Raw genomic sequence first — 1095 nt, 5'->3', positions numbered from 1 at the left:
GTTCGCATACTGATCGCGCGCGCAGTCTCGATCTATTCCAACTGCCAAGGTCTGTACTCGCGAGCCCCGCGCTGTAGAGCCGGATCACAAATCCATCCAGGCTGATATCAGGGGCGCCTTCGCGTGATCGATCGACTTGCTTCGCATTCCACCCGTCAACATCCAGCGCTGCGAACGATCGGTCTATGCACCGCCGCCGTCCTTGCCGCAGGAGTCACGATCGAACGCGCCGACGCGCAATCGGAACTACCGCCGGTGAGCGTGGACGCGCCTCAGCAGCGCGCGATCACTCCGAATGCAAAACCGGTTCGTCGTCCGGTGACGGCACGCACGAGCCGCGCCAACCGCGCGGCTCGATCCCAGCAGGCGACACCGCCAGCGGCGGCACGATCCGGTGCCGGCGCCGGAGAGCGAGCCGGCGGTCCGGTGGTCGGGTTCGTTGCCACGCGTTCGGGCACGGCGACCAAGACCGACACGCCGCTGATCGAAATCCCGCAATCGATCTCGGTCGTCACCACGGAGCAGATCAGGAACCAGGGTGCGGAATCGGTGGGCGCGGCATTGCGCTACACCGCAGGCGTCAGCGGTGACGTGAATGGCGGCTCGGACACCCGCTTCGGCGGCTTGCAGATCCGCGGCTTCGACATGACGATGCCGGGCCTCTATCTCGACGGCCTGCGGCTGCCGAGCAGCAACTATGTGCACTTCCTCGGGCTCGATCCGTACGGGGCCGAGCGCCTCGAGGTCCTGAAGGGGCCGTCCTCGGCGATGTTCGGCGGCAGCGGCACCGGCGGCATCCTCAACTATGTCAGCAAGCTGCCGACCGCGCGCGAGTTCGGGGAAGTGTCGCTGTCGGGCGGCAGCTTCAACCGCTATCAGGGCGAGTTCGATATCGGCGGCCGCGCCAACAAGGAAGGGACGGTGCTGTGGCGCCTGACCGGCGTCGCGCGCGATGGTGAGACCCAGGTCGACTACACCAAGGACAATCGCGTCTTCATCGCGCCCGCCGTCACCGTGAAGCCGAACGAGGACACCACGATCACCTTCCTTGCGAATTACCAGAAGGAACGCACCGGCTGGGGCCTGCAATTCCTG

1 protein-coding gene is annotated in these 1095 nt (G+C 65.9%); it reads left to right on the top strand.

What is annotated here, in order from left to right; translation table 11 throughout:
- Nucleotides 1-426: 426 nt before the first annotated feature.
- A partial coding sequence (locus PMN64_RS42870) for a TonB-dependent siderophore receptor (RefSeq protein WP_411785120.1) occupies nt 427-1095 on the top strand: 669 nt, incomplete at its 3' end.

The organism is Bradyrhizobium sp. UFLA01-814 (assembly GCF_046718885.1).
Lineage (GTDB): Bacteria > Pseudomonadota > Alphaproteobacteria > Rhizobiales > Xanthobacteraceae > Bradyrhizobium > Bradyrhizobium elkanii.
This window is presented reverse-complemented; position numbering and strand designations above follow the sequence as displayed.